16 protein-coding genes and 1 pseudogene are annotated in these 25,190 nt (G+C 61.3%); 5 read left to right on the forward strand and 12 right to left on the reverse strand.

Annotated features, from left to right (window positions below; translation table 11 throughout):
- Nucleotides 1-320 precede the first annotated feature (320 nt).
- The 3 genes from nhaA to hutC are packed head-to-tail and all read right to left on the reverse strand — an operon-like array spanning nucleotide 321 to nucleotide 2,855.
- A complete protein-coding gene (nhaA, locus tag ACYAR8_RS21845; protein WP_108119133.1) occupies nucleotides 321-1,499 on the reverse strand; it encodes a Na+/H+ antiporter NhaA in 1,179 nt (392 codons plus the stop codon).
- 55 nt (nucleotides 1,500-1,554) lie between these two features.
- Nucleotides 1,555-2,148 carry a HutD/Ves family protein gene (locus ACYAR8_RS21850; RefSeq protein WP_463581042.1) on the reverse strand — a complete coding sequence of 198 codons (594 nt, stop codon included), beginning with the start codon at nucleotides 2,146-2,148 and terminating at the stop codon, nucleotides 1,555-1,557.
- Entirely contained in the window at nucleotides 2,145-2,855 is a 711-nt protein-coding gene (hutC, locus tag ACYAR8_RS21855) for a histidine utilization repressor (protein ID WP_463581117.1), read from the reverse strand. Before hutC ends, ACYAR8_RS21850 begins: the two co-directional genes overlap by 4 nt.
- Nucleotides 2,856-3,045: 190 nt before the next feature.
- On the opposite strand from hutC, the gene ACYAR8_RS21860 reads away from it, so the two are divergent.
- Entirely contained in the window at nucleotides 3,046-4,410 is a 1,365-nt protein-coding gene (locus ACYAR8_RS21860; RefSeq protein WP_463581043.1) for a formimidoylglutamate deiminase, read from the forward strand.
- Between the two features lie 108 nt (nucleotides 4,411-4,518).
- On the opposite strand, the gene ACYAR8_RS21865 is transcribed toward ACYAR8_RS21860, so the two are convergent.
- The 6 genes from ACYAR8_RS21865 to ACYAR8_RS21890 all read right to left on the reverse strand — a co-directional run bounded on the left by ACYAR8_RS21865 (nucleotide 4,519) and on the right by ACYAR8_RS21890 (nucleotide 14,106).
- Entirely contained in the window at nucleotides 4,519-5,013 is a 495-nt protein-coding gene (locus ACYAR8_RS21865) for a lipocalin family protein (protein WP_245760079.1), read from the reverse strand.
- 86 nt (nucleotides 5,014-5,099) lie between these two features.
- The gene (bamE, locus tag ACYAR8_RS21870) at nucleotides 5,100-5,354 is read right to left on the reverse strand and encodes an outer membrane protein assembly factor BamE domain-containing protein (protein WP_065986688.1); all 255 of its coding nucleotides are present in this window, start codon (nucleotides 5,352-5,354) and stop codon (nucleotides 5,100-5,102) included.
- A 242-nt stretch (nucleotides 5,355-5,596) separates the two neighbouring features.
- Nucleotides 5,597-6,607: a class 1 fructose-bisphosphatase gene (locus ACYAR8_RS21875; RefSeq protein ID WP_065986681.1), complete on the reverse strand. Its 1,011-nt coding sequence runs from the start codon at nucleotides 6,605-6,607 to the stop codon at nucleotides 5,597-5,599.
- 380 nt (nucleotides 6,608-6,987) lie between these two features.
- Nucleotides 6,988-8,388, reverse strand: coding sequence for a DUF3999 domain-containing protein (locus tag ACYAR8_RS21880; RefSeq protein WP_463581044.1), 1,401 nt, complete (start codon nucleotides 8,386-8,388; stop codon nucleotides 6,988-6,990).
- Nucleotides 8,385-11,252 carry a DUF2339 domain-containing protein gene (locus ACYAR8_RS21885; RefSeq protein WP_463581045.1) on the reverse strand — a complete coding sequence of 956 codons (2,868 nt, stop codon included), beginning with the start codon at nucleotides 11,250-11,252 and terminating at the stop codon, nucleotides 8,385-8,387. Before ACYAR8_RS21885 ends, ACYAR8_RS21880 begins: the two co-directional genes overlap by 4 nt.
- A 370-nt stretch (nucleotides 11,253-11,622) precedes the next feature.
- Nucleotides 11,623-14,106, reverse strand: coding sequence for a glycogen/starch/alpha-glucan phosphorylase (locus ACYAR8_RS21890; RefSeq protein WP_463581046.1), 2,484 nt, complete (start codon nucleotides 14,104-14,106; stop codon nucleotides 11,623-11,625).
- Nucleotides 14,107-14,484: 378 nt separating this feature from the next.
- On the opposite strand from ACYAR8_RS21890, the gene pip reads away from it, so the two are divergent.
- The 4 genes from pip (at nucleotide 14,485) to mdoH (ending at nucleotide 20,722) form a co-directional block, all read left to right on the forward strand.
- On the forward strand, nucleotides 14,485-15,456 hold the full coding sequence (pip, locus tag ACYAR8_RS21895) for a prolyl aminopeptidase (protein ID WP_463581047.1): 972 nt from the start codon (nucleotides 14,485-14,487) through the stop codon (nucleotides 15,454-15,456).
- A complete protein-coding gene (gene dtd, locus ACYAR8_RS21900; RefSeq protein ID WP_074890809.1) occupies nucleotides 15,457-15,894 on the forward strand; it encodes a D-aminoacyl-tRNA deacylase in 438 nt (145 codons plus the stop codon).
- Between the two features lie 264 nt (nucleotides 15,895-16,158).
- Nucleotides 16,159-18,132 (forward strand): glucan biosynthesis protein G, encoded by a 1,974-nt coding sequence (locus tag ACYAR8_RS21905; RefSeq protein WP_463581048.1) that lies wholly within the window; start codon nucleotides 16,159-16,161, stop codon nucleotides 18,130-18,132.
- Nucleotides 18,125-20,722 (forward strand): glucans biosynthesis glucosyltransferase MdoH, encoded by a 2,598-nt coding sequence (gene mdoH / locus ACYAR8_RS21910; RefSeq protein ID WP_074890805.1) that lies wholly within the window; start codon nucleotides 18,125-18,127, stop codon nucleotides 20,720-20,722. The genes ACYAR8_RS21905 and mdoH overlap by 8 nt, the downstream gene beginning before the upstream one ends.
- 216 nt (nucleotides 20,723-20,938) lie before the next feature.
- Here mdoH and ACYAR8_RS21915 read toward each other — a convergent pair whose 3' ends face one another.
- The 3 genes and pseudogenes from ACYAR8_RS21915 to ACYAR8_RS21925 form a co-directional block, all read right to left on the reverse strand.
- Entirely contained in the window at nucleotides 20,939-22,882 is a 1,944-nt protein-coding gene (locus ACYAR8_RS21915; RefSeq protein ID WP_108119123.1) for a methyl-accepting chemotaxis protein, read from the reverse strand.
- Between the two features lie 181 nt (nucleotides 22,883-23,063).
- Nucleotides 23,064-23,927: a methyl-accepting chemotaxis protein gene (locus ACYAR8_RS21920; protein ID WP_463581118.1), complete on the reverse strand. Its 864-nt coding sequence runs from the start codon at nucleotides 23,925-23,927 to the stop codon at nucleotides 23,064-23,066.
- A 39-nt stretch (nucleotides 23,928-23,966) separates the two neighbouring features.
- Nucleotides 23,967-24,980 (reverse strand): annotated as a pseudogene (locus tag ACYAR8_RS21925) (methyl-accepting chemotaxis protein); the annotation flags it as partial.
- Nucleotides 24,981-25,190: the final 210 nt, after the last annotated feature.

A 25,190-nucleotide genomic window follows, 5' to 3' on the forward strand; every position in this document is an offset into this window, starting at 1 on the left:
CTGGACGCGGGGGCCCGTGACGAACGTGGGAATAAGGCTCTGCATGGGCGCCGTCGTTGTGAACGAACCGGCCTGGCTGCACGCTTTGGCAACTCATGCTTACTTGTACATACAAGCATATGCAACCAAGGGGCCAACGTTGGTTTTGCAAGCGCAGAAATCCCGTCGGCCCGCATTGCGTCGGGCTTGCCAGGGATCCAGTTGTGCGAAGGGTTATGGATGCAAGGAAGGTGAAAAGAAGGAAATTGTTACTTTTCGGTGCGGGTGCCCCAGCACAGTGCGTGGCTGGGGGTAACAGAGAGTCTGCTGTCAGAGCTGGATCAATGCTGAGCCAGCTTGCTGCGCAACAGCCACACCCCGGCAAGCGCCGACGCGATTGAGCCCAGCAACACGCCCACTTTCACTTCATCGATCAGATGCGCTGCACCCGGGAAGGCCAGGTTGCCGATGAACAGGCTCATGGTGAACCCGATCCCGCAGAGCAGGGCCACGCCATACAGCTGGGGCCAGTTGCTGCCTTCCGGCAGTGTCGCCAGCCCGGACCGGATCGCCAGTACCGCTGCGAGAAATACACCAATCTGCTTGCCGACAAACAGGCCCAGCGCCACACCCAGCGGTACCGGGTCGACCAGGTTGCCGAGAGTAATGCCCGACAGGGACACGCCCGCATTGGCAAAGCCGAAGATCGGTACCACCGCGAACGCCACCCAGTAGTGCATTTTTTCTTCGAGAAACAGCAGCGGCGAGCGGGCTTCTTCTTTACGCGTGCCCAGCGGAATGCACAGGGCCAGTGCCACACCGGCCAACGTTGCGTGCACGCCTGATTGCAGCACGAAGAACCACAACAGCAGACCCAGCAGCAGGTACGGCAGCAATCGCTGCACGCCCATGCGGTTCATGATCACCAGCACGGCCAGCGTCGCGAAGGAGGCGCCGAGCATCACCATATCCAGGCCGGTGCTGTAGAACAGCGCAATGATGGTGACGGCGCCCAGGTCATCGAGAATCGCCAGTGCGGCCAGAAACACCTTCAACGAAGTCGGCACGCGCTTGCCCAGCAATGACAGCACGCCGAGGGCAAAGGCAATGTCGGTGGCGGCAGGGATCGCCCAGCCACTCATGGTTTCGGCGTTGCCCATGTTGACGCCGATGTAGATCAGCGCCGGCACCAACATGCCACCCGCTGCCGCAAAACCGGGGAGTGCACGCTGGCCCCAGGTGGCAAGACCACCGGCCAATACTTCGCGTTTTATTTCCAGGCCGACCATCAGAAAGAAGATCGCCATCAGCCCGTCGTTGATCCATAGCTCGATCGACAGCCCGCCCCAGACACTGTGCAGTGCGGCGAAGTACGAGGGGGCGAGGGGGGAGTTGGCGACGATGATCGCTGCGAGGGCGGCACCCATCAGCACGAGGCCGCCTGCCGATTCCGATGCTAGAAAACTGGCAAGGATGGCGAGGGCTCGTGGGCTTTCTTTGTTGTCGTTGAGCGTCGTCATGGTCGTCCCTGTGCTGGCGAAAAAAAGACGCAATCTAACACAGGGGTGGCGGGACTCAGACGCGCGACAGCTCGATCACGCACACGCGGCTGGCGCGCGGGGCGTAGAGCACCGTCTCCAGCAGCGTGCCCGGGGCATTGTCCAATTGTAAGCAGTCATGTTTTTCGAGCACTTGCGGCGGGTGCTCGCCGACATTGGCGGCCATCTGCTCGGCGGCGCTGAACACCAGAAACACATCGGCCGAACTGAAAAAACGCTGGGGCTGCATCACATCGATCCACTGCAGGCGCGCGCGGTAGCGGGCTGGCGAGTAGATCAGGTTGAAGTCGCGGATCGGGCCGTCGAGCAGTGTGCACGACACTGCGCTGTCGCCGCTGAACGCGAACGGATCGGACGGCAGCAGTGGCTCGCTGTTCTTGCCATCGATATTCAGCGTCATGCCTGTGCCTTGCAGCACGGTAATGATGCGCTGATAACCGGCGAACACCGAAAAGCCGCCCGACTCGGCGATGTCGGCAATCGACAGCCGCCAGCCGAAACCTTCCAGGCCTTCGCCGGCATCGCGGGTGATTTCCTCGGTGCTGCCGCCACCGTTTTTCCAAGGCATGCGCGGGTAGTCCGCAGCGCGCAGAACAGTCAGTTGAGTCATTTACTGAAGCGTCCTTCCAGGCGGTGGCGTGAGCCGGGGTGAATGAGGCGGGCGGCCGTCACCGGTTGGCGGCCGGACCAGGTGCGTCGACGCACCAGCAGGCACGGCTCGCCCTGCTCGATCTGTAGCAACTTGCATTCGTCGGGCTCGGCGAGAATCGCCTCAACCACGTGCTCACCTTCGGTCAGCGGCGCGACCTGGGATAGGTAGGCGTAGGGCGTTTGTTGAGTGAAATCCTGCTGTAGGTAGTCCGGCGCGACGAGGGCGTTGACGAAACGGTCTTCGATTTGCACGGGAATATCGTTTTCGAAATGCACGATCAGCGAATGAAACACCCGCTGGCCTTCACGCATGTCCAGCGCCAGCGCGCGTTCGGAACCGGCAGCTTCTTCGGTGAGGATGATGACCTGGCAGGTGTGGGCGTGACCGCGGGCGGCGATCTCGTCGGCAATGTTATGCACCTCGAACAGCGCGGATTGAGTCTTGGGCTCGGCGACGAACGTGCCGACGCCCTGCATGCGCACCAACATCCCTTCGGCGGTCATCTCGCGCAGTGCGCGGTTGATGGTCATGCGGCTGAAGCCCAGTTGCGTCACCAGTTCGCTCTCGGACGGCACGCGGTGGTGCGGCGGCCAAGTGCCATTCTGAATCTGCTGGGTGATCATGTGCTTCACCCTGGCGTACAGCGGCGCCGGACTGTCACCCATCTGGGAAGCCAGCGGCAAATTGGCAGGCGGAGTCGGCACAGAGAAATCCTTGTTATGGCGTTATTCAGGCGAAAGAGATTACAGCGTCCACGCTAGCGATTAACACGTGTGCCGACAAGCGCGGCGAAGTTTACCGACCGTATAAACGTCTGTATATGTATAGACAATTTCAAGCGAGGGGTGCCGAGTCATGTCCGTTTTCTTTGCCGAACGCGCGTTATTGCCCACCGGCTGGGCCAGCAACGTACGTTTCGAGGTCAGCGCTGATGGGCTGTTGAGTCATGTTCAGGCCGACGCCGATGCCGGTGACGCCGAACGGCTCAACGGGCCTGTCGTGCCGGGTATGCCCAATCTGCACTCCCACGCTTTTCAGCGCGCCATGGCGGGCCTGGCGGAAGTGGCCGGCAATCCCAATGACAGTTTCTGGACCTGGCGCGACCTGATGTATCGCCTCGTCGGGCAGATCAGCCCGCAGCAGCTCGGCGTCATCGCGCGGCAGCTCTACATCGAGATGCTCAAGGGCGGCTTCACCTCGGTTGCGGAATTCCACTACGTCCATCAGGACACCACCGGCAAGCCCTATGCCGACCCTGCCGAGCTGGCGCTGCAGGTCAGTCAGGCCGCGAGTTCGGTCGGCATCGGCATGACCCTGCTGCCGGTGCTCTACAGCCACTCCGGTTTCGGCGGCCTGACGCCGAACGAGGGCCAGCGCCGGTTCATCAACAGCACCGACAGTTACCTGGATCTGCAGTCCCGCCTGAAGCCCGTCATCGCCGCGGAATCCGCCCAGGCGCTGGGGCTGTGCTTTCATTCGTTGCGCGCCGTGACCCCGCAGCAGATCAGCGACGTGACGGCCGCCAGCGACCGCCATTGCCCGGTCCACATCCATATCGCCGAGCAGCAAAAGGAAGTCGACGATTGCCTGAGCTGGAGCGGTCGCCGGCCATTGCAATGGCTGTACGAAAACGTCGAGGTCGATGGGCGCTGGTGCCTGGTTCATGCGACCCATGCCCAGCCGGACGAAGTGGCGTTGATGGCGAAAAGTCGTGCGATCGCGGGACTGTGCCTGACCACCGAAGCGAACCTCGGCGACGGGATTTTTCCGGCGGTGGATTACATCGCCCAGGGCGGGCGTTGGGGCATTGGCTCTGACAGCCATGTGTCGCTGAGCGTGGTGGAAGAGTTGCGTTGGCTGGAATACGGCCAGCGTCTGCGCGATCAACGTCGAAATCGCCTGTACCGGCCGGATCAACCGATGGTCGGACGCACGCTGTACGATGCGGCGTTGTTGGGCGGTGCACAAGCGATGGGGCAACCGGTAGGCGCTTTGGAAGTTGGCAAGCGTGCGGACTGGCTGGTGCTGGACGGCAACGATCCGTATCTCGCGACGGCGTCCGGCGATGCCATTCTCAATCGCTGGATGTTCGCCGGGAGTGATCGTCAGATCAAGGATGTGATGGTCAATGGCCGCTGGGTGATCCGCGACGGCCATCATGCCGATGAAGGCCCTAGCAGCCGCGCGTTCACTCAGGTATTGCGGGAATTGCTGGGCTGATGCATCTGCGGTGAGTGCCCCGAGACACTCGCAAGCAATGTGGAGCGCCACACCGGTCGCTCCCACGGACATATGAACATCCTGTGGGAGCGAGCTGCTCGCGAAGGGTTAGTCTGCCTTGCCTACTTTTGAATCCGCCACCCGCCAGATCAGCTTGGTGGTGTCGTAACCCTGCTGCTGCGCTCTCATCAGCATGTCGTTACGCACTGAGTCCGACACCTGAGGCGTGCGCGACAGCAGCCACAGGAACTTGCGGCTCGGGCTGCCGACCAGAGCGACTTTGTAATCGGGGCTCACGTACAGCACCCAGTAATCACCCTTCGCCACACCCGGGAAGAGGTTCGAGAACCAGTTATCGAACACGACCCACAGTTTGTCGGTCTTGCCCTGAATCTGCGGCGAAGCCGTCCCGCTTGCCTCCTCCCACTTGCCCTCGATCGTACGGCAGCGGTTGGTGACGGCAATATTCCCATCATCCTTCAGCGTGTAGTGCGCTTCGGACTGCGCGCAGTTGCGCTGGAAGAACATCGGCAGCCTCGCCACTTCGTACCAAGTGCCCTGGTAACGCTTGAGGTCGACGTGATCAACCGTCTTCGGCGCCATGGATTCGCTTTCAGACTTGACCGCACAGCCAGCCAGCCAAACCGCCGCTATCGCCACAGCGCCGAACTTCAATGCCTGACGAATACTCATTCAAGGCCCTGCGCGGAAAACAGCACGACCTTGTCGGCGGCGTACTGGACGCTGATGAACGTCTTCGCATCGCCCCATGTGCAGCTGGACATGCCCAACGCGCCGGAGCACTCGGTCGGGCTGCCGAGCAATTGCTCGACCTGCGCCTTGGGCATGCCGGCCGTGATTTTCGAGTAGTTTTCCTGAGTGACCTTGCTGCAGGCCGCCAGCAGAACGCAGAACGACAACACCGCGAGAGTGCGCAAAGACATGAGATGAAGCTCCTGAATCGAAGGGGGGGGGCAGCGTCGCAGCGCCTAACGTCAGTCATTGATGTTGATGACGGACTCAGCGCTCGCCGCGAACCCTGTAGGAGCGCGCTTGCCCGCGATTACGTTTTGTCGGTCACGAATAGGTTGCTGACCCACCGCATTTCGCGGGCAAGCGCGCTCCTACAGAGTGGTGCGGCGGGCATGTCATTCACGTCGTAGGCCAAAAGCGGCCATTCAGAACTTTATTCCTTGTGATACGCCGTGGCGCGTTCGACTTCTTCTTTCGAACCCAGGAACACGGCGACCCGCTGGTGCAGGCCTTCGGGCTGGATGTCGAGGATGCGCTGATGGCCGTCGGTCGACGCGCCGCCGGCCTGTTCAACCAGGAACGACATCGGGTTGGCTTCGTACATCAGGCGCAGCTTGCCCGGCTTGGAAGGCTCGCGGGAGTCGCGCGGGTACATGAACAGACCGCCACGGGTCAGGATGCGGTGGACGTCGCCCACCATCGCCGCGACCCAGCGCATGTTGTAGTTCTTCTTCAGCGGGCCGTCTTCGCCAGCCAGCAGCTCTTCGACGTAGCGCTTGACCGGGGCTTCCCAGTGACGCTGATTGGACATGTTGACCGCGAATTCCTGAGTGGACTCCGGGATCTTGATGTCTTCGTGGCTGAGGACAAAGCTGCCCATCTCGCGGTCCAGGGTGAAGCCTTTGACGCCGTCACCCAGGGTCAGTACCAGCATGGTCTGCGGGCCGTAGATAGCGTAACCGGCGGCGACTTGCTGTGTGCCTGGCTGCAGAAACGCCTTCTCGTTCAGCGCTTCGTTCTGGCTCAGATACTCGTTGGGGCAACGCAGCACCGAGAAGATCGTGCCGACCGGGGCATTGATGTCGATGTTGGACGAACCGTCCAGTGGGTCGAACACCAGCAGGTAGGCCCCTTTCGGGTATTTGCCGGGGATCTGGTAGGCGTTGTCCATTTCTTCGGAGGCCATGCCGGCCAGGTGACCGCCCCATTCGTTGGCTTCGAGCAGAATCTCGTTGGACATCACGTCCAGTTTCTTCTGCACTTCACCTTGCACGTTTTCGGTGCCCATGCTGCCGAGCACGCCGCCCAGAGCACCTTTGGATACCGCGTGGCTGATCTCCTTGCACGCACGCGCCACGACTTCAATCAGAAAGCGCAGATCGGCAGGGGTGTTGTTGGTGCGGGTCTGCTCGATCAGATAACGACTCAAGGTAACGCGGGACATGGAGAGCTCCGAAATGGGGGATAAAAACGCGCACAGTCTAGCGTGAGCGGAGATTTAATACTGCCTGTCAGACCGGGCAGGTAGTGATTCAGTTCACGGGCTACATCCTAGTGAGACCAGCTTTAGCCGGGAAGAGGCCAGTGTGAACACCACAAATCTTGTAGCGTGACGACCGACGCCTTCCCGGCTGAAGCCGGTCCCACAAGGGATCGTCGCACCCAGTCGCATCGGGTGTGCGTTAAGCGTAGCGCGGACGGGGTGACGAATTGGTGGGCATCGGCTGCAATTTTTTCGATGCCGGATCGATTCAGCGTCATCACCCCGGCACTTATTCTCTGGCGCCTCAGTTGAGCGCCTCGGTTGGCGCTTTATCGTGCGCGTTACTTGCCACGAGAACCACGCAGCGTGCCAAGCGCCATCCATGCCAGAAAAACCACCCCGAGTATCAGCACGGCCCACAGACCGATGCGCTTCATGTCGGGACCACTGGCCTCCACGGGCGCTGCCGGAGCAACCGGCGCCACAGGTGTGGCGGCCATGGACGCGCTGCCCAGTGCTGCCAGCTTCTCCGGGCTGACACCGGGAATCAGCGTCGCCAATGGCAACGCAGCGCTTTTCACCGTGGCGTTGCCAACCGCCAGGCTGTAAGGCGGCGCGCCGCGTCCGAGGAACACCAGTTGTGTGGCACGCACGGCAAAACTCAGCGCTGGCGCGTCCTTGCCCAGGCCGCCGCCTCGATCATCTACCTCAAGTTTCAGTTGCTGCACGACATTGCCCGGCAGCTCCATTTCGTCCTGCACAACGTCCTGACCATTCTGGCTGAGCCGATAAAGCAGGCCGTTGTCGATCATCTGCCAAGGCGCGTTGCTGTCACGACGGCCATAAAGCGTGGCGGGCGCGAGGCTGTTGGGTTGCGCGATATCGATCCGCATGCGTTCCAGCGGCAGGGCCACCGGCAGTTGCCATACATAAACGCCGGGTTTTTCGACGCGTCCATTGATGGCCGGCGACCAGCTCAACGGCAGCACACCGGGCTGCGTGCTGATCAGTTGCACGGCGTTCAACGTCGGCGCGGACAGGGGCGATTTCCACAGCAAGCGTAGATAGCGGGCGCTGCGCCCCGGCAGATTAACAACGCGCTGCTCAACCAACTCTTCGGCGAACGACAGCCTCGCGACCTGACCTTCGCCCCAGCGCTGCCAATGCTGGAGGTCGTCACTGGCCTCGATGCTGAACCGCTGAAAACCATCGCGCTCGCTGCTCCAGTCCAGAATCAGTTGATCCAGCGGCGCGTTGATCGCGCTGGTGTCCAGCAACCAGCCGCGCAGGATCTCTTCGCCCGCCTCGATCTCACCCTGAGGCTGAACCTCTACCAGCGTGCCGGTGGGCGTGCGCTCGACGCGGATTTTCGGCTCGGCGTCTTTCGCGGCATCACTGTTGTACAGCGGGAACCACTTCACCGAGACCGGGCTTGCCTCGGCTGCGCGCTGGGGCGGGCTTTGGGTGATTGCGTAGGGTTGGGCCTGGCCGTCGGCATTGAAAACGCGCACGTCGTTGAGAGTGCTTTGGCGCGCGTTCAGCTGCACGCCGAGGGGCAATTCCAGCCGATACCAAGGCCCTTCGCCGCTGACGGTCAGCGGCGCATGGGTGGTGAAATCATCCGGCAGATCCTCCGCCTGGCTGAGCGGCGCCGCGCACAGCAGCGAGCCCAGCAACGGGGCAAGCAGGGCGGCCTTGATGACGAACTGACGACTCAACTGAACACTCCTTACGCGCTTCATTTTGATGCCCGGTCCGCCGCGTCGGCATCGGTCAGGCCCTCTCTTCGGGCCGGATGCCGGGGCGGAAGGGGGGCGAAATATCCCACCACCAGCAACAGAACGCCAACGCCGATAAAGGAAATGATTCGCTCCAGACCGCCACGATTGCTCAGCTCGACGAAGAACAGCTTGGCCACGACGACGCCGATCAGTGCGGCGCCGACGATCCACAGGTCGCGGCGGGCGCGCAGATGGCCGCCGATCATCAGCGCCAGCGCGGTCAGGGTCCAGACGATGGAAAGGCCGGCCTGCACGCGCATTGATTCAAACAGCGCGTCGGGGTACCAGGCCACGCCGGCCCAGTGATGCGCCGTGCGCAGCACCATGGCGGTGATCAGCGCGAACAGCGACGCGCCGGCAATCACCAGCGCCGCTTTCTGCGCACGCGCCTCGCTGATGCCCAATTGCGGAAGTTGCTGGCGGGTCCAGCTGAAGATGCCGGTCAGCGTAATCAGCAAGCCCAGCTCCAGCGGGTTCAGCAATGGCAGATAGGGCAGGGGATCGGCAGCGCCGTCGCTGAACCCGTTCGCCATCCAGAACCAGGCGAGCATCAATGCAGCCAGCGGCGCCGCAGCCCAGACGCGGTACTCACGCGGATACGCACTGACAGGCCAGGGCCACGTGCGGGATGCCGTCATCGCCAGCAAATACAAGCTTGGCAGCAACGCCCAGCCCAGCCAGCGCCAAGCGTTATACGCCTCCGACAACACCAGCAACCCGTAACGAAGTTGCAGCGAGAGCACGCCGATGATCAGCCAGCAGCCGATCACGTGGGCAGCACCGCGCAGGCGCGGGAGCAGCAGTTTGTCGAGCCGCTTCAAGGACCACAGGTGAACCGCAAACACCGCAAGCCAGCCCAGCCAGCCCCAATCGGCGGCAGGGTTGTAATAGGGGCTGAAGCTCATCAGCGCGAGCAACACAGCGCTCATCGGCGTCAGCAGCGTCGATAGCTGAGCGATTCCCGTCCAGTTCAGGCGTAGGGCAGCCATTGTCCACAGCCCGGCGCTGACCGCACCCAGCACCAGCAACGCCGAGAACACGTTAGTGCCTGCTACAGGGTCAGTCATGATGAACAGCGCGACAGACCACCACAGCGTCCCCCACATCAACAACGCAGGTTGCAATACACGTTCGCTTAGCGACAGACGCAAAGTCCCGATGCGTTCTACGGTGAGCGCGCTTACCAAGCCAGACAGCGCGATGATCAAGGGGGTCCAGAAATCCCCCTGATTGAACGTAGGGACATACCAACGCCCGACCACGCCCATGAACGCGATCCCTGCGCCCAGTTGCAACAGCAGCCCGAAACCTCGAGCCAGCACGCGGTTCTGGCGCATACCGAGCCAGAACACCGCGGCGCCTTCGACCGCCCAGGCGACGGTCGTCCATTGCGCGCTCAGGCCAAGGGGAATCGCCAGCGTCCCGAACACCACGCCCAGCGACAGGCACGTTTCAACCAGCAGCAACGCCCGACCCGGTGCGCGCCCGGCCAGGAACCGGGCGATGCCCATGTACAGCAAGCCCAGCGCCAGTGCGCTCAACGCAGCGCCGAATTCCAGATGTTTGACGAGCGCGTACTGCAGGCCGAAACCGACGATGGGCGTGCCGAACAACAGGCTGCCATCGACGTAGTGGGTTTGGCGTGCGGACCAGCGCAGGGTCGCTTCCCGGCTGTCGTCGTCGGGCCCGGCTGCGTGTTCCTGCAGCTTGCGCCGGGCGAACAGCAGACCGATGGCCAGGTACATCAGGAAGAACAGAATCAGGAAGGGTTCGGTGCTCCAGAACAGCTCGGGCGTGTACGCGTCCATGCCCCAGGCGAAGCCGATGCCGAATGTGCCGATGAAGCCGATCAGGTTCAGCGGGCGCCAGGCCTTGAACCAGGCGATGGCGAAGATGCCAGCATTGAGCAGGGCGAAATAACTGAACAGCGCGACGTGACTGCCCTCGCCAGAGGACGTCAGCAGCGGCGCGGCAAATCCGCCCAGGGCGGCGACGCAGGCGAGGGCCAGGGAGTTTTGCGTGACTGCGAGAATGGCCGAAAACACGGTGACCGCAACCAGCAGGCTGAATGCCATGCCCGGCGCCAGCAGGGTGTGAACTTTCATCGCGGCGAACACGGTCAGGTACAGCACCGCGACGCCCGTCCCCTGCAGCATCAGCGCGAAGGATTCATTGCGATGACGCAGCCACCAACCCAGGCCCAGCAGCGCCAGCGCTGCCAAAGCGACGCCGGCATAGCGAGCTTCGATCGGAACGACCATGCCTTCGGTGGCGTAGCGCAGCAGAAACGCCAGGCCGAGAAACAACAGCACCACGCCGACCCGCAGCACGGTGTTGCCGCCGAGCAGCCAGTTTTTCGCGCGCAGTAAGGCGCTGTCGAAGAGGCTGTGCTGGGGAGGAGCGGGCTGGGTTGAAGCGTGCTGAGAGGCGGGCACGTAACTCGGGGCTGTGGATGATGGCGCCGGTGCAGGGCGACTCCATTCCGAATCGCCGACATCCGGGGTGACTGGCTCGAGGTCCGGAAGATCCCACAGCAGTTCCGGGCCGTCGTCTGCGATGGGCTGAACATTTAACGGCGCTGACACGGGCGCATCCGGCAACTGGGCGGCGGAATCCAGCTGGCTTAAGCGTTGTTGTACGGCGTCCAGGTCCAGCCGGGTCTTGGCAAGTTCGGCTTTCTGCGCGGCGGTTTCCCGCGTCAATGCGCTCAGCCGGAAGCTCAAACCCGCGGCCAGACCAATGACCGCACCGACAGCGCCGCCCAACAGCGACTCATCAAGAAGCGCCCCGAGCACCAGCCCGGCCAGCATAAGAATCCATTGCACGCGACGACATCCCTTTTCGGCCGATTACCGGCGATGGCGAAAAGTATATCGGGGCTCAGGAAAGGGGAAACATTTTGTGTCGGGGAAGGAGAACTGAGTCGCTGGTGCATCAGGGCGCAATCATATCCGGCGTTCGAATGCTGATCTGTTGATGCTGCTGGCCCAAACGGTGGGTTGAGAGAACGTTGGGAGGAAGGGGACTGATTTATTTACAACGCTTCACCGTAAATTAATCTGTCCCCGCCCAGGCGTTCCTGGTGAATGAAAGTAAGTCTTCGCGAGCAAGCTCCCACAGGATTTGTACTTGCTGCGAGAGCGAGCAGTCACATCAAGGTGATCGTCTCGGTTGAGACAATCACCTCACGCGCCCTTAATCCAGCGCGTTCCAGATTTCGGTCGCGTACTCGCGGATGGTCCGGTCCGAGGAGAACCAGCCCATGCGCGCGGTGTTGAGCACCGCCGAGCGCCACCATTCTTTCGAATCGTGCCAGCGCGCTTCGACCTTGGCCTGTGCGTGCCAGTACGACTCAAAGTCAGCGCAGACGAAGAAGCGGTCGTAGTTGATCAACTGATCGATCAACCCGGCGTAGCGATAAGGATCATCCGGCGAGAACACCCCGCCCCGAATCGCTTGCAGCACGTCATTCAAACGCCCGGATGCGGCGATGTCCTGATGCGCGTTGAACTCACCGGCATGCTTGCGCGCTTCGACTTCCTGCGAGGTCATGCCGAAGATGAACATGTGCTCCAGGCCGACCTGCTCGCTCATCTCCACGTTGGCGCCGTCGAGGGTGCCGATGGTCAGTGCGCCGTTGAGGCCGAACTTCATATTGCTGGTGCCGGACGCTTCCAGGCCCGCCGTGGAAATCTGCTCCGACAAATCCGCCGCCGGAATGATGCTTTCCGCCAGGCTGACGTTGTAGTTGGGCATGAACACCACTTTCAAACGGCCGCGCAGCGTAGGGTCGTTGTTGACCGTGCGCGCGATGTCGTTGGTCAGCTTGATGATCAGCTTGGCCGAGTGATAACTGGCCGCCGCCTTGCCGCCGAAGATCTTCACGCGAGGCACCCAATCGGTGCTCGGGTCGGCACGCATGGCCTGATACAGCGCCACGGTGTGGAACAGGTTCAGCAACTGACGCTTGTATTCGTGGATACGTTTGACCTGGACGTCAAACATCGCCTCAGGGTTAACCACGATGCCCATGCGGTCCTGAATGATCGTCGCCAGGGCCTGTTTGCTTTGCAGGCGTTGGGCAGCGAATTCCTTCTGGAATCGTGCGTCGTCGGCCAGCGGCTCCAGTCTCAGCAGCGCGGTCTCGTGGTTGTCGAGCACTTGCTCGCCCAACTCGTTGACCAGCATGGACGTCAGTTGCGGGTTGGACTGGAACAACCAGCGGCGGAAGGTGATGCCGTTGGTTTTGTTGTTGATGCGGTCCGGATGCAGCTTGTGCAGGTGGGCGAAAACGGTCTTGCGCATCAGCTGGGTGTGCAGGGCCGACACACCGTTCACGCTGTGCGAACCCAGGAAAGCCAGGTTACCCATGCGCACGCGACGGCCGTTGTCTTCTTCGATCAGCGAGACGGCGCGCAACAGGTCGAACAGCGCAGGATCGTCTTTGAAGTCCAGGCGAACCTTGTCGATGTGCTGGGCGTTGATCATGTAAATGATCTGCATGTGGCGCGGCAACATGCGCTCCATCAGGCCGACGGACCAGGTCTCCAGCGCTTCAGGCAGCAGCGTGTGGTTGGTGTAGGCCAGGGTGCCGACAGTGATGCGCCAGGCCTCGTCCCACTCCACCTCGTGCAGGTCGATCAAGACGCGCATCAGCTCTGCCACGGCGATCGACGGGTGCGTGTCGTTCATCTGGATGGCCACGTGTTCCGGCAGGCTACTGATGCTGTAGCCCATGTTCTTGTGGCGGCGCAGCAAGTCCTGCAGCGACGCCGAGACGAAGAAGAACTCCTGACGCAGGCGCAGTTCCTGGCCGGCTTCGGTGCTGTCGTTTGGATACAGCACGCGGGAAATACTTTCTGCCCGCACCACTTCCGCCACCGCACCGACGTGGTCGCCGGCGTTGAAGCGTTCCAGGTGCAGATCTTCCACTGCACGGGCACGCCACAGGCGCAGCGTGTTGACCGCTTTGCCGCGCCAGCCCACTACCGGCGTGTCGTACGCGATCGCGCGGACGGTTTCGCCTGCGGTCCAGACCTGCCGGGTTTCGCCCGAAGCATCCAGAACCGGTGCGCCGGCTGCATCAAGCTGGGGCTGTACGCTGCCGCCGAAGCCGATTTGGTAAATCACTTCAGGGCGTTCGAATTCCCACGGGTTACCAAAGTCCAGCCAGTTCTCGGTCTGCTCCTGCTGCCAGCCATCAACGATGGCCTGACGGAAGAGACCGTGCTCGTAACGAATGCCATAGCCATGACCGGCAATGCCGAGGGTCGACATGCTTTCCATGAAGCACGCAGCCAAACGGCCAAGGCCGCCATTGCCCAGTGCAGCGTCAGGCTCCAGCGAGCGAATCTGCTCCAGGTCGACGTTCAGCCCTTTCAATGCTTCGCGCGCGGTTTCGAGGATGCCCAGGTTGCTCAGGCTGTCGAACATCAGACGGCCGATCAGGAACTCGAGGGAGAGGTAATAGACGCGCTTTTTTTCCTGCCGGTAGACGTAGCGCGTGTGGTTCATCCAGCGCTCCGCCATTTTGTCGCGAGTCGCCAAGGCAATTGCCATGAACCAGTCATGGTCGAAGGCATGGTCGGGGTCTTTACCGACGGCAAACTCGAGTTTGTTCAGCACAGCTTCTCGGAAGGCTGCCACTTCAGCGTCACGAACGTTGGGTTCCGGAGACATCGGGTACGACCTCAAGTTGTTTTGACGATTAAATGGGTGCGTAGACTGTAGGGCGTGTCATTGGTTATTTCCTCCCGGTCGGATGAAAAATACGCGAATGCACGACCCTCGGTTCGACTCGAACAAGCTACCTCGGTTCGCCGTCATTGCACACAGGCGGCGAATCTCTGGCGCTTTCCCATGATCTTGGGACGCCTTGCATTGATCGTTCCACTCTGGCGCTGATCTTGCTCATGCTTGCTGCCAGCGGAGACGTGCCCGCGATACAGGGGATGACAGTTGGTCAGAATCAGGCAGGCATGTTCATTCGCTGATTCAGGTTTATGATGCCCAACGGCAGATAGATCGCAGCCCCTGAACTGGACTTTTGGAGCACCTATGCAGACTTTGTACCCGCAGATCAAACCTTACGCCCGGCACGATCTGGCAGTGGAAGAGCCGCATGTGCTGTACGTCGATGAAAGCGGCACGCCGGACGGCTTGCCGGTAGTGTTCCTTCACGGCGGGCCGGGTTCGGGATGCGACGCGCAGAGCCGGCGATATTTCGATCCGAACCTCTATCGCATCATCACCTTCGATCAGCGCGGCTGCGGCCGCTCAACGCCACACGCCAGTCTGGAAAACAACACCACCTGGCACCTGGTCGATGACCTCGAGCGCATCCGCACCCATCTGGGCATCGACAAGTGGGTGGTGTTCGGTGGTTCGTGGGGGTCGACGCTTTCCCTCGCCTACGCGCAGAAGCACCCTGACCGGGTTCATGCACTGATTCTGCGCGGCATCTTTCTGAGCCGGCCCCAGGACATCAAGTGGTTCTATCAGGAAGGTGCGAGCCGCCTGTTCCCGGATTACTGGCAGGACTACATGGCGCCGATTCCGCCGGACGAGCGCCACGACGTGCTCGGTGCATTCCACAAACGCCTCACCGGCAACGATCAAATCGCCCAGATGCACGCCGCCAAGGCATGGTCGACGTGGGAAGGGCGCACCGCCACGCTGCGTCCGAACCCGCAGGTGGTCGATCGCTTCACCGAGCCCCATCGTGCGCTGTCCATCGCGCGCATCGAATGTCATTACTTCACCAACGGCGCTTTCCTTGAAGAAAATCAGTTGATTCGCGACATGCCGAAAATTGCCCATCTGCCGGGCATCATCGTGCATGGCCGCTACGACATGATCTGCACGCTGGACAACGCCTGGGAGTTGCACCAGGCGTGGCCGAACAGTGAGCTGCAGGTCATCCGCGAAGCCGGTCACTCGGCGTCCGAGCCAGGCATCACCGATGCCCTGGTACGCGCGGCATCAGAAGTGGCGCGCCGCTTGCTGGATCTGCCGCCGGAAGAGGCATAAATGAAAGCCTTGCTTCAGCGCGTTTCCCAGGCGCGCGTCGACGTTGCCGGCCAGACCATTGGCGCGATTGATCAGGGTTTAATGGTCCTGATCGGTATTGAGCCTCAAGACACGCCGGCCAGCGCCGACAAGATGTTGCACAAGCTGCTTAACTACCGGGTATTCAGTGACGCCGACGGGAAGATGAATCTTTCGTTAGTCGACGTTAACGGCGGGTTACTGCTGGTCTCTCAGTTCACACTGGCGGCGGATACCAAAAGCGGGATGCGGCCGAGTTTTTCAAAAGCTGCACCCCCGGCCCTCGGCGCCGAGCTGTTTGGCTACTTGGTGACAAAGGCCAAAACCACTCACGCCACGGTGGAAACGGGCCAGTTTGGTGCAGATATGCAGGTTCACCTGATCAATGATGGCCCTGTGACATTTTTGCTTGAGGCCTGAACAGCCCGGTCTGTTTGATGGCCCCGGATTTACTCGCTCCAAACGCAATAAATAGTTTGCGTCCCCTGATGCGTTGTAACGCGAGCTACTGGATAATCGCGCGCTACAAGGACGGGCCAAGGCCCGTTAAATCGGTAAAACGCAGACTGGTCCGACACCGCTTGGGGAATCATTGGTCCCTTTTGGAGTCGGAACAATGCTCGCCAACCCGGCATTTGATAGCTGGCCGTTGGTTTCTTCATCTGTTTTCGGCGAGGGTTGCTCGTGATTGTTAGTCCATGTAATGCACCAAAGAACCCGGGCGGTCGCTTGCGCAGCGCACTGCTGGCAGGGTCGGCTTTGTTTTGTCTGTTCGGCGCCAGTCAGCTCTGGGCGTTCGATCTCGACGACGTGGCGACAAAGGCCAAAGATCTGGCCGGACAGAAATTCACCGCGCCGAAGAGCAATCTTCCGGCCGAATTCCGCGACATGAAGTTCGCGGATTATCAAAAGATCCGCTTCCTGCAAGACAAGGCCGAATGGGCCAATGACAAGACCCCGTTCAAGGTGTCGTTCTATCATCAGGGAATGCACTTCGACACCCCGGTCAAAATCAACGAAGTCACCGCCAACTCCGTCAACGAGATCAAATACGACCCGAGTCGTTTCGATTTCGGCGATGTGAAGTTCGATCCCAAGTCGACCGAGAACCTGGGCTACGCCGGTTTCCGCGTCACTTACCCGATCAACAAAGACGACAAGCAAGACGAAATCATGACCATGCTGGGCGCGAGCTACTTCCGCGTCATCGGTAAAGGTCAGGTTTATGGCCTGTCGGCGCGCGGGATGGCGATCGACACAGCCATGCCATCGGGTGAGGAATTCCCTCGTTTCACCGAGTTCTGGATCGAGAAGCCGGGCCCGGATGACAATCATCTGGTCATCTTCGCCTTGCTCGACTCCCCACGCGCCACTGGTGCGTACAAGCTGACCCTGCGTCCGGGCACCAACTCACTGGTTGATGTCCAGTCGCGCATGTACCTGCGTGACAAGGTCGGCAAACTGGGCGTAGCCCCGCTGACCAGCATGTTCCTGTTCGGTGCAAACCAGCCTTCGAAAGTCCTTAATTACCGTCGCGAGCTGCACGACTCCAGCGGTCTGTCGATTCAGGCAGCCAATGGCGAGTGGATCTGGCGCCCGCTGAACAACCCTAAACACCTCTCGGTCAGCAGCTTCTCTGTAGAGAACCCGCGCGGCTTCGGTCTGCTGCAACGTGGCCGCAACTTCAGCCATTACGAGGACCTGGACGACCGCTACGACAAACGTCCAAGCGCCTGGATCGAGCCGAAGGGCGACTGGGGCAAGGGCACCGTTGATCTGGTCGAGATTCCGACTGCCGACGAAACCAACGACAACATCGTTGCGTTCTGGAAGCCGGAAACCCAGCCAGAGCCGGGTCAGCCGATCGACTTCAACTATCGTCTGCACTGGACCATGGATGAGGATGCCATTCACTCGCCTGACTTGGGTTGGGTCAAGCAAACCCTGCGCTCCACTGGCGACGTGAAGCAATCGAACCTGATTCGTCAACCGGACGGCAGCGTTGCCTACCTGGTCGATTTCGTTGGCCCGACCCTCGCCAAGCTGGGCGAAGATCCGTCGATCCGCAGTCAGGTCATCACCGATGACAACACCGATCTGGTCGAGAACAACCTGCGCTACAACCCGGTGACCAAAGGCTGGCGTCTGACGCTGCGCCTGAAGGTCAAGGATCCGGGCAAGTCGGTTGAAATGCGTGCTTACCTGCTGCGCGAAACCCCTGCCGAACCAGGCAAGGAGCCGGCGGTCATCACTGCTGACAAGTCGGACAAGAAGCCGGCCACCAAGGCTGACGCCAAAGCGGCTGTTGCTGCGGCGCCAGTGGTTGCTGCACCGAAGGATGAGAAAGCCGAAATCGTCAAAACCGACGCCTTGAAGGCCGGTGATGCGAAAGACGCGAAAGATATGAAGGACGCTAAAGGCCCTAAATCCGACAGCAAAGATGCCGCCAAGGCAGCCGATGCCACCAAGGTTGCCGAAGCCAAGTCGGACGAGGCGTACAAGCCTGAAGCCGCTCTGGGCGACGCTGCCAAGGCCAACAAAGGCATGAAAGATACCCCGCAGCCAGCGGTACAGGCTGCATCCACCCCACAGGGGCCGGCCATGATTCAACAAGTCCTGACCGAAACCTGGAGCTACCAGTTGCCAGCCGATGAGTAATTCACACGCGGTGCCAGAGCCTTTGAATGAGTCTCTCAGCGAGTACCTGGCGCATTTGCCGATGACCGACGCGCAGCGGGCAGAACTTGCCAGCTGCACCTCGTTCGCTGAGCTGCACGAGCGCCTTTCGGCGCAAACCGTCGCTGATTCCGCCGAGGCCGCCCAGGCTTCGGTGGGTCGTCGCCTGACCCTGACGACCGCTGATGAACTGCACGAAGCCGAGATGCTGAGTGTTGACGCCAGCGGCCGCGTTGTCCTGAAAGCCACGCCGCCGATTCGTCGGACCAAAGTCGTGCCGGAGCCGTGGCGGACCAACATCCTGCACCGCGGCTGGCGTCGACTGACCGGCAAGAGCAATCCGCCACCGCCCAAGGACGATCTGCCGCGCGATCTGCCGAAGGCACGCTGGCGCACTGTGGGTTCGATCCGCCGTTACATCCTCCTGATCCTCATGCTGGGCCAGACCATCGTCGCCGGCTTCTACATGAAGGGCATCCTGCCGTACCAGGGCTGGTCGCTGGTTTCGTTCGACGAAATCAGTCATCAGACCCTCTGGCAGACCGCTGTTCAGGTCATGCCGTACGCGCTGCAGACCAGCATCCTATTGCTGTTCGGGATTCTGTTCTGCTGGGTGTCGGCGGGTTTCTGGACCGCGCTGATGGGTTTCCTGGAACTGCTCACCGGCCACGACAAGTACCGTATTTCGGGTGCAAGCGCGGGCAATGAGCCAATCGAAGCCGGTGCGCGCACTGCGCTGGTCATGCCGATCTGCAACGAAGACGTACCTCGCGTATTTGCGGGTCTGCGGGCGACGTTTGAATCGGTCAAGGCCACGGGCGATCTGGATCGCTTCGACTTCTTCATTCTCAGCGACTCCAACGAAACCGACATCTGTGTAGCCGAGCAGCAAGCCTGGCTGGACGTGTGCCGTGAAACCGGTGGTTTCGGCAAGATCTTCTATCGTCGTCGCCGCCGTCGCGTTAAGCGCAAGAGCGGTAACCTTGATGACTTTTGCCGTCGCTGGGGCGGTGAATACCGCTACATGGTCGTGCTTGACGCTGACTCGGTGATGAGTGGCGAATGCCTGACCAGCCTCGTGCGTCTGATGGAAGCGACGCCGGACGCAGGTATCATCCAGACTGCGCCGCGTGCCTCGGGCATGGACACGCTCTATGCCCGCATGCAGCAGTTCGCGACTCGCGTGTACGGCCCGTTATTCACGGCCGGCCTGCACTTCTGGCAGCTGGGTGAATCCCACTATTGGGGTCACAACGCGATCATTCGCATGAAGCCTTTTATCGAGCACTGTGCCCTCGCGCCGCTGCCCGGGAAGGGTGCGTTTGCGGGCGCGATTCTGTCCCACGACTTCGTCGAAGCCGCGCTCATGCGCCGTGCCGGCTGGGGCGTTTGGATTGCCTACGACCTGCCGGGCAGTTATGAAGAGCTGCCGCCGAACCTGCTGGATGAGCTCAAGCGTGACCGTCGCTGGTGCCACGGTAACCTGATGAACTTCCGCCTGTTCCTGGTGAAAGGCATGCACCCGGTACACCGCGCCGTGTTCCTGACCGGCGTGATGTCCTATCTGTCGGCGCCGTTGTGGTTCTTCTTCCTGGTGTTGTCCACCGCGCTGCTGGCGGTGAACACGCTGATGGAGCCGACCTACTTCATGGAGCCGCGTCAGCTGTATCCGTTGTGGCCACAGTGGCACCCGGAAAAAGCCGTTGCGTTGTTCTCCACGACGGTGGTGCTGTTGTTCCTGCCGAAGCTGCTCAGCGTGATTCTGATCTGGGCCAAGGGCGCGACCGGCTTTGGTGGTCGCATCAAGGTCACCCTGTCCATGCTGCTGGAAATGCTGTTCTCCATGCTGCTGGCGCCAGTGCGCATGATCTTCCACACCCGCTTTGTACTGGCTGCGTTCCTGGGCTGGGCAGCGACGTGGAACTCGCCGCAGCGTGATGATGACTCGACGCCGTGGAGCGAAGCGGTCAAGCGCCACGGGCCGCAGACGCTGCTGGGCTTTTGCTGGGCGCTGCTGGTGGCCTGGCTGAACCCGAGCTTCCTCTGGTGGCTGGTGCCTATCGTGGGTTCGTTGATGCTGTCGATCCCGGTGTCGGTTATCTCCAGCCGTACGAATCTGGGCTTGAAGGCGCGCGACACCAAGCTGTTCCTGATTCCGGAAGAACACACGCCGCCGCAAGAGCTAGTGTCTACGGACCAGTACACCCATGAAAATCGCTGGCATGCGCTGAACGACGGCTTTGTTCGCGCTGTGGTTGATCCGCAGCAGAACGCTTTGGCCTGCGCCTTGGCAACTTCTCGCCATCGCGAGGCCGAGCCGATCGAGTGGATGCGTGTCGAGCGTGTACGTCATGCGATCAAAGGCGGCCCTGAGCTCCTGAACAACCACGAGCGCTTGCAGTTGCTGAGCGACCCGGTTGCACTGGCTCGGTTGCACGAGCTGGTCTGGAGCGAAGGCAATTCTGCCTGGCTCAATGCCTGGCGCGCTTCGGTGGAAGCCGATCCCCATGCGCCGCTGCTGCCCTTGCAGCCAGCGACCCATGTGAAAGACGTGACCCCCGTACACGCCTGATTCATGCGCTAAACAAAACGCCGCCGAAGAGCCATCTTCGGCGGCGTTTTTGTGTCCGGGCTTCGGACGTCTGCGCAGGGCCCATGGCCATGCGCAAATCAATTGTAGGAGCGCGCTCGCCCGCGAAAGCATTCCGTCAGCAAATAATGAGTCGTCTGATCCACCGCAATCGCGGGCAAGCGCGCTCCTACAGGTAAGGCGGTGGCACCTGCGCAATCAACTCACCCGAAACTTCCCGACCATCTCCTGCAACTGCACACCCAGCCGCGCCAGTTCGATGCTGGAAGCGGCGGTCTCTTCGCTGGACGCTGCGGTTTGCTCGGACACATCCCGCACGTTCAGCACGCTGCGGTTGATCTGCTCCGCCACGCTGCTCTGTTCCTCGCCCGCCGCGGCGATCTGCTGGTTCATCGCCTGAATCGTCGACACCGTGCGCGTGATGTGTCCCAACGCGCTGCCGGCCTGGCGACTCAGTTCGACGCTGCTGTCGGTCAGGGTTCGGCTGGCATCAAGTGTCATCACCACTTGCTGGGTGCCGCTTTGCAAGGCCGCGATCAGCACTTCGATTTCTTCAGTCGATTCCTGGGTGCGCTGGGCCAGCCCTCGAACCTCATCGGCGACGACCGCAAAACCGCGTCCCGCTTCGCCTGCCCGGGCAGCCTCGATCGCGGCGTTCAGGGCAAGCAGGTTGGTCTGCTGCGACACTGACTTGATGACGTCGAGCACACCGCCGATCTTGTCGCTCTCCAGCTTCAGCTTGCCCATGGCTTCGGTCGAATTATTCACCTCCAGCGCCAGGCGCTCGATCTGCGCGATGGCGTCGTTGACCACCTTGTCGCCGTCCCGCGCCTGTTGATCGGCGTGTCGTGCCGCTTCACTGGCTTCTTCGGCATTGCGGGCGACTTCCATGACGGTCGAGGTCATCTGGTTCATCGCCGTGGCGACGCAGTCCGTTTCGTCTTTCTGGCTGGTGACGCCCACGCTGGTTTGCGCAGTAACGGCGGACAGTTGCTCCGCCGCGCTGGCGATCTGGGTTACGCCGTCGCTGATGCCACTGATGAGCTGGCGCAAGCTCAGTGTCATGTCCTGCATGCTGCGCTGGAGCATGCCCATCTCGTCTCGACGGCCGACTTCGAGGTCCTGACTCAGATCACCCTTGGCGATGCGCGCAGCGGCACTCAAGGTCAGCCGTAGCGGCGTGATGATCTGCTGGGTGATCAGCCACGCCGCGAGCAGGCCGAGGAGCATTGCCAGCCCTGCGACACCGCTGAGTGTCTGCCGCGACTGAGTGGCTTCGGCATCACGGCGCTGACCTTGCAGTGCCGTGATCTCGCCGGTGGAGGTGAGCAGACTCTCGCTCAGCGCCTCCATGGACTCCTGAGCCGCTTCAACCTTGACCTGCAAGTCTTTGAACTGGCCCATGTGCTCACGGTACTTGAGCAGCGTCTTACGGGCATTGAGCAATTCACTGACATTGCCATCGGCCTGATCGGTAGCTATCTGCTCGACTTCCTTCAACGCTTCGTCGATGGCGGTGATGGCGGCAATCTCATAGGACTCTCTACCGCTGAACACGTACGCCTGGACTTCGTAACGAGCGTTTTGCACCTGTCCGCGCAATTGCTGGATGTTGGTGAACTCCCCGAGGCGCTCGCTGCTGTCCTGCTCCTGACTGACGGCTTTCAAGACCTCGCTTTCCACCTGACCGATGGACTTGATCGCCTCTTCAGACAGAGCGGCCAGCTGTGCACGGGAGTCTGCTCGCGCACTTAACAGCTTGGCCAGATCGGCAAAGGTGGACTCGAGCGACCTGACAGTGTCGCTCTGCCCATTGAGCAACTTGAGGATGTCGGCAGGCGGGGCGTCCTCGCGCAATACCACCAGATGGGCTTCGATTTCGTTGATGCGGGCAACGACGCGCGAGGCGCTGTCAGCGGTGTTTTCGACCCGGAAGACGATGCGCTCGGCGCGCAGGTCCTTGGTCATCGCGTTGAGCTGGGCGATGGAAGTCAATGACTCCGAGCGCTCAATCATGGTGTCGAGCCCATGCCAGCCGGTCAGGGTAATGGCCAGGGTGAGAAGCAGAACCAGGCCGAAGCCCAGTGAGAGTTTGAGTTTGACGCTGGTGTTGGCCAGCGCCCGATTGATGCCTTGCAGCATGATGCGTCTCCTGCGGATGAGCGATAAACGCGCATCGGCAGGGGAAGCGGAGGCGTGACCTGATCAGGTCGTAGGAGATTTCCGAAGGGCGGGAAGGGGTGACGCGTGTCACAGATTCCGCCCCTGATGGGAGGTTTTCGGCAGGTTCGTTACTGAAACGGGAGCTGATCAGGTAACTGGATCAGACCCGGAAGCGACCCACCAGCGCTTGCAGATGGCTGCCCAGGCGCGCCAGCTCGACGCTCGACGCGGCGGTTTCCTCGCTCGCGGCCGAGGTCTGTTCCGACACGTCGCGCACGTTGAGCACGCTGCGGTTGATCTCTTCGGCCGTAGCGCTCTGCTCCTCGGCCGCTGCGGCAATCTGCTGGTTCATGGATTGAATCGCAGACACGGTGCGGGTGATGCTTTCCAGTGAGGTGCCGGCGCGGCGGGTCAGCTCAACGCTGCTGACGGTAAGCTCGCGGCTGTTGTCCATGATCGTTGCCACTTGCCGGGTGCCGTTCTGCAGCCCGGAAATCAGCTCTTCGATCTCTTCCGTGGACTTCTGCGTGCGCTGCGCGAGGCTGCGCACTTCGTCCGCGACCACGGCAAATCCCCGCCCGGCCTCGCCAGCCCGCGCGGCTTCGATAGCGGCGTTCAAGGCGAGGAGGTTGGTTTGCTGCGCAACCGACTTGATCACATCAAGAACGCTGCCGATCTTGTCGCTTTCGCGCTTGAGTTCAGCCATCGCCTCGGTGGAGTGACCAACTTCGGTCGCGAGAAGCTCGATCTGCGCGATGGCCTCGTTGACGACCTTATCGCCTTCGCGCGCCTGTAGGTCAGCGGCTACGGCCGCCTCGGAAGCCTCTTCGGCGTTGCGGGCCACTTCCTGCACGGTGGCGGTCATCTCATGCATCGCGGTCGCCACCTGATCAGTCTCGACTTTCTGGCTGTTGACCCCGGCACTGGTCTGTTCGGTCACCGCCGACAGTTCTTCGGCGGCGCTGGCGATCTGGGTCACGCCTTCGCCGATGCCGCCGATCAATTCGCGCAGCTCCACGGTCATGCGCTGGATGCTGCCCTGCAACTGGCCAAGTTCGTCGCGCCGGTCGACGCTTAAATTTTGAGTCAGATCACCAGACGCCACGCGCTCGACGGCAACGAGCGTCTGCCCCAGCGGCACCGTGATTTGCCGGGTAATCACCCAGGCTGCGAAGACACCGAGGATCAGGGCCACCAGGGTAGTAATGCCCAGGGTCGACTGGGCCTGACGGGTGTCTGCATCGCGCTTGGCGTTTTGCGAAACGTTCAGTTGTTCGCTGGCGTCCAGCAGCTGTTCCCCCAGCTCGGTCATCTTGGCCAGCGCCTGAACGCTGACCAGTTGGGCTTCACGGTATTGGCCGACGGCGTCGCGGTAGCCTTTGAGCGCCAGGTTGGCCTTTTGCAGCTGCGGGATGTATTGGGAGGAAACGTCGCCCGCCAGCGTGTTGACCCCGACGATGGCTTCGTCGATCGCAGCGGTGGCGTTCTTCTCGAAATCCGGTTTGCCGCTGAAGGTATAACCGCGCACCTGGAAGCGTGCCTGCTGAATCTGTTTGCTGACATCCACCGCGCTGTTGAATTGCAGGATGTTGTCGTGCTGCAGCAACGCCTGTTCGATCTTGTTGACGACATCAACTGCAGCGTCTGCGGAAGCGCCCAAGTTGGTTCGGCTGGCTTCGCGGGTCTGGATAGCCTTGGTCATGTCGGCAAAGGCGCGGCGGTATTCGCCGGCGGCCTGCGCCTGAGCGTCCATCAATTTGAGATCGCCAAGGCCTTTGACCATGCTCTGGCCGGTTTTCAGGTCGGCATCGAGCTTGTCCAGCGCGGTCATGACAGCCGTCGCGGCTTCAGCGCTGTATTGAGTTTCATACACCATGCGTGCCGTGCGCAGATCCATCGTCCGCTCACTGATCTGGGAGATCATCCCCAGCTTGTCGCCGCGCTCGATCACCGCCTTCACGCTTGACCAGCCCGTCGCCGTGATGAGCAGCGTCAGCAACAGCACAAGGCCGAAACCGACACCGAGTTTGAGACGGACGCTCATATTTCCAAGGTGTTGGGTAAACCAGCGAGACATTATGATTCCTGCGAATTGTAGTTATGGACGCCTGTGCATCGGCCGATGCGCGTTGAACTGAAGCGTGGGGTGATGAAGGGCTTGGTGGGCAGGCTCAAGACTGCTGCGCAGCCGATCGCAGGCAAGCGCGCTCCTGCGCCTTCGGCAGGAGCGGGTCAGTCGTTGATCGGCAGAGATGAGTTCGGTGTTGATCGTCAGGTTGAGTGCCGC

It is taken from the genome of Pseudomonas sp. HP_01, assembly GCF_055284355.1.